Genomic DNA, 4,733 nt, shown 5'->3' on the forward strand with positions numbered 1-4,733 from the left:
TGGTTTGAGTTGACCCATCACTCCACCTCTCAAACCTATACTGCTTTCCAGCCACTGTAACTTCTTGTGGTATTGTCACTATATATTTTGCTTGTTCCAGTGTGGCTGTGTATGGTGTGGTTACACTTGTACCATTTATCTGTATTGTAACCCCCTCTATTGGTGTTGAAATTATCTTTAATGTGTATTTTGGTTTTGGTTGACCAACCACTATGTTTATGGATGTTTCATAAGTTTTACCTGAGAAGTCTTCAACCATGGCTTTTAAAGTCATAATTTGATCTACTGGTATTGGCTGTATCCACACATCGTACACTACTCTTCCCCCCTCAGCTTTAATTAGATCCATTATTGGTGCAGAAGTCCATTTATCGCTGGTGGCATTGTATTTAACTTCCACCCTCTTTACACCCCACCCACCATCATAAGCTTCCAATGTAACCTTCACCCACTTATTCTTCTCAATGTTTTGTGGTGGATTTACAAACTTCACTTGTGGTGTATCTTCATCTTTCACGCATTCAATTGTGAAGTATATTCTGCTTTTTGCTGGTATTGTTATGTTCGTTAGCATTACATAGTATACACCATCCTTCTCAATATATTTGAATTGAGGTTTGTATGGATGCCAATTGTAATCTGATATTGGCTTATCTGCTGGAACTCTAAATATGATTCTCGGGTTCTCTATTGTTATATTCAAATCATTTATTATGGCAAGTGATACTACATGTGATGATCCATTGTTTGATGGTGTATAATAGTATTCTAGGAATCCAAGTCTATAGGGTGTTTTTGGTCTGTATGATGTTGTGGTCCCAGAATCTATTGGTATTGAATTTGGGTATTTGAATAATCCAGTTCCAGGATTGTATAATGTATTTTCATCCACTGTTCCATTGGAGTAGATTCTTATCAATTTGAATCCTCTTATATCATAGTTTGGTATATCGTAGGCTAGTGCTGCTGGAGTTATGAAGTAATGCTTCTTCCCAGTTGCTTCATTATAGACTATGACGTTTAAGTCTGAGTGTATGTGTTCCGATAATATTAATCTAACATCATACTCCACTATTAATCTGAATAGTTCTCTTGCCTCATTTGGATGCCCCTTCCATGAGAGGTAGTCTGATGGGTCACCATACAGGTATCCTTTAGCTATGTATTTGTCTATATCTGTCCATGATGTAATGTTTATGTAGCCTACACCCCACTCCTTCAATTTCTCAGTGAAGAGTGGGAAGTGGAAGAATATGATCTTCGTTTTATCAATGTTGGCTTTAAGTACATTTTCAAGCCATCTCAATCTCTCCATTCTTATCCATCCATCTTTATCGGTATCTAAACTTACGAGTAGGAATTTCCCCACGGTGACTGTATAGTTTAATGGACCCACTATTCTCTCATATTCAATGGCGTTACCTATATCTCCATACTCATGATTTCCAGCTGTAACATATACTGGATCTTTGAATAGCATGTATGGTTCTAGGAATTGGATCCATTGGCTTGAGACTGTTGGAACGTTTACTAGATCCCCCAAGAATATTATTACATCTGGGTTTATTATGTTCGCTTCGTAAACCATTTCCCAAAAGTAGGGGAGCCCCTCAGGTTTAACATCTCCACATGCCAATATATCCAGCTTCTCAGGCCATTTGGGCATTATCCATAGGCTTCTTGGTTGAGATATTCTTCCTCCCTCGTAAATTACGTCTAGATCGTATGCCCCCTCAGCAAACCCTCTTGGGAGTTTGAAACTCAATTGCCAAACTCCACTCTTTGAATCGTAATTGGCTTTCACGATATCTGCAATTAACCTATGGGTTTCATTGTATACTTCAGCTCTAACCCATTTTATACTTGAATCCATTTTCACGGTTACATTGAATATCCCGCCATCTAAAACTGGTTCTGGAACTCCATGTGTTGGAAACTTCATTTTATCTGCATAGTATGTTAGTGTTTGCCCCCTAACGTTGACGTTTAGAGTGTTTAGCAACCCTAAAATCATTATGGCCATTATTATTGTTGAAGCTCTTTTACCGCCCAATTGCAGATCACCAACATTAATATCTACCTTGCAATTCACATTAAATTTTCCTTCACTTAACAATAGGTTTAAATTCTCAATTTCCATTATGTTTTCACACCACAATATGTAATCTTGATTGATTGTGGTGATATTGTTGAAATTGTATTTTGATAGGGAAACATTGCTTTCCCTTTTAGCTTATGCTAAGGATATACATCCAAGGGAGATATTCCTAGTGATTAGGGGTAGAAGGTTTAGGGATGGATTTCTAGTGGAGGATTTCCTCCTCCCACAATCAACAATTCTTGGGGAGGGGTTTGCGATATTCAACCCGTACAATATACCCATAGATTTCAAGATTATTGGTACTGTGCATTCCCATCCCTCTGGAGTTTTGAAGCCATCCATTGATGACTATAATCACATGTATGGGTTCATTATGGTTATAATTGCATATCCATATGCTAGTTTTAGTGATGTTGCTGTTTTCGATGCTAAGGGTGAACCCTTGGAATTTGAGGTTATATGAGCCTGTAACGTCTTCGATAAGCTTTTAACCCTCACATATCCATTTTGAATAAAGTTTTGTTGAAGATTGGTGGTGCGGTTTGAGTGATTTCAAGTTTAAATTGGCTTTCCTATGCTTTTCCCATACCCTCCTCCACGTTTACACAGAGCTTCCACTCGCCTTACTCCCAATTTTACGTAATGAGTATGAATTATCCTTCTTCATGGTTAGTTTAATAGTTTCAATTCCACGTTTATCTTCCCTCCTCTTCTCAGTTCCCAGTGGTTTAATTGCAGATAGATTTGGTGCCACTAAAATTATCTCCATAAGCTTAACCCTAGTTTTCATTTCCGGAGTCATAATATTGCTTACTGATTCCATAGAACTAATTGTTTTAGCATTCTCATTAACTTCAATAGCTTCAACACTATATCATCCACCAGCATTGAGTGTTGCAGCCAATATTTTGCCTCAAAATTTTCTTGGTAGGGGGATGGGTTTTCATGGTGCAAGTGGAACTCTTGGTGTGGCTTTAGGTCCATTGACGCTGGGCATTGTACTCAACCTCTTTGGCTGGAAGTATGCCTACTTGGTATGGATATTGCCAATACTAATCTCAGTGATTGTCTCAATCTATGTAGATTTACGTTTCCATTCCGAAATTAACATTAAAAGGAATTTTGAGGGTGATGGTCATTCCCATGGAAAGTCAAATAACTCTTTACGAGAAGTTTTAGGTGGAGTTTTCCTACTCTTTCTCATAATACTGCTTTTCACCAATGCTGCTGGGTCCTCCATATCCACTTATATAACAAGCTACTTCACTTATGAGAGGGGTTTTGACCCTGCATTGGCAAGCATAATTTTCGGTCTTAGCCCCCTCATGGGTTTAATTAGCAATCTTGCTGGTGGAATTGTATGTGATAAGCTTGGTGTTAGATACTCCTATATGCTTGTATTGCTACTCCTAATATCCTCGGCGGCTGGAATCTTCCTCTCCCCAATAAATTCCATAATGGTCTTATTTTACTTGATTTATGGGTTTTCCAGCAGTATGAGTATGCCAGTCACGAGTTCCATAGTTGCTAGGTTGGTTAAGCCTGAATATAGGGGGACTGCATACAGCTTAGAATTTATACCAATGAATTTAGTTGGAATATTCATGCCAATACTCCTATCCCTCTTCATATCCACGTATGGTCTTAGCATAATTTTCCCAGTTGCCCTCATACTTTATTGTATTGCATTGACTTTGTTCTTGAAGCTTAGTGGACATTTCAAAAAAGGTTAAATTGAATTATTTGTTTTACTCCATCTTTAATGCTTCGCTTAGTACTTTCAGTATTCTCTCACTTGCTTCCCCAATTATCCTCTCTGCATATTCTGGTTTTGATATGGTTGGATCTCCTATTCCACCAGTATCCGTTATTTCATCGAAGTATCTGAATTCAGTTATAGGTGCTGTAATCTTCACTTTTGGTTTAACTATCTTCTCCCTTCTAACAAGTTCTGGTCTATAGTACATTATCATGCTGGTTTCATGTTCACATGCATGTCCCCATCCAGGTTTAGCCCACTGTTCAATTAGATCCCTTGCATATTGTGTCCAATGTATGAGGTATGTTTTCATCCCAGTTTTCGTCCTTATAAGTTGCACAGCAATATTTAATGGTTGTATGTTTCCACCATGGAAGTTCATTATTAGAAATCTCTTAGCCCCATGTCTATGCATACTCACACCTATATCCGTTACAACCTTTATGTACGTATCAATCTCCAATGTAACTGTCCCTGGGAAGTGCATGTGATGTTCTGAGCATCCATACGGTAGTGTTGGTAGTTTGGCAAGCTTCAAATTATACTTATCAGCCCTCTTCAATACCTCCATAACGAGATTCTCAGCCCTTATATTATCCACACTTAATGGTAAATGTAAACCATGCTGTTCAAAGCTTCCCGTGGGGAGTATTATGTAATCAGCCTTTGCAATTATCTCCTTAGCCTCTTCCCATGTAACTTCCTCTAATAGCCAATACATTTCACATCAAAATCACTATATACCCCTTTCACCTTAAAATCGTTTTCAAAGCCTCAATAAACTCTTTAACTGCAGACTCCTCACTTCCAATGACCACAGTTTTATTAACCATAACCTTATAACCCAAACTTTCAAGTTGCCTCCTAAATTCA

4 protein-coding genes are annotated in these 4,733 nt (G+C 38.1%); 2 read left to right on the top strand and 2 right to left on the bottom strand.

The window, feature by feature from the left end:
* The coding region (locus MRT15_RS09875) for a metallophosphoesterase (RefSeq protein WP_304329927.1) at nt 1-2,140 on the bottom strand (2,140 nt) is incomplete at its 3' end.
* A gap of 49 nt (nt 2,141-2,189) precedes the next feature.
* On the opposite strand from MRT15_RS09875, the gene MRT15_RS09880 reads away from it, so the two are divergent.
* Both MRT15_RS09880 and MRT15_RS09885 read left to right on the top strand, forming a co-directional pair.
* On the top strand, nt 2,190-2,564 hold the full coding sequence (locus MRT15_RS09880; RefSeq protein ID WP_304329928.1) for a hypothetical protein: 375 nt from the start codon (nt 2,190-2,192) through the stop codon (nt 2,562-2,564).
* A gap of 79 nt (nt 2,565-2,643) precedes the next feature.
* The gene (locus MRT15_RS09885) at nt 2,644-3,834 is read left to right on the top strand and encodes an MFS transporter (protein ID WP_304329929.1); all 1,191 of its coding nucleotides are present in this window, start codon (nt 2,644-2,646) and stop codon (nt 3,832-3,834) included.
* A 15-nt stretch (nt 3,835-3,849) separates the two neighbouring features.
* On the opposite strand, the gene MRT15_RS09890 is transcribed toward MRT15_RS09885, so the two are convergent.
* On the bottom strand, nt 3,850-4,581 hold the full coding sequence (locus MRT15_RS09890; protein WP_304329930.1) for a creatininase family protein: 732 nt from the start codon (nt 4,579-4,581) through the stop codon (nt 3,850-3,852).
* Between the last annotated feature and the right edge of the window lie 152 nt (nt 4,582-4,733).

It is taken from the genome of Candidatus Culexarchaeum yellowstonense (genome assembly GCF_024707025.1).
GTDB lineage: Archaea > Thermoproteota > Methanomethylicia > Culexarchaeales > Culexarchaeaceae > Culexarchaeum.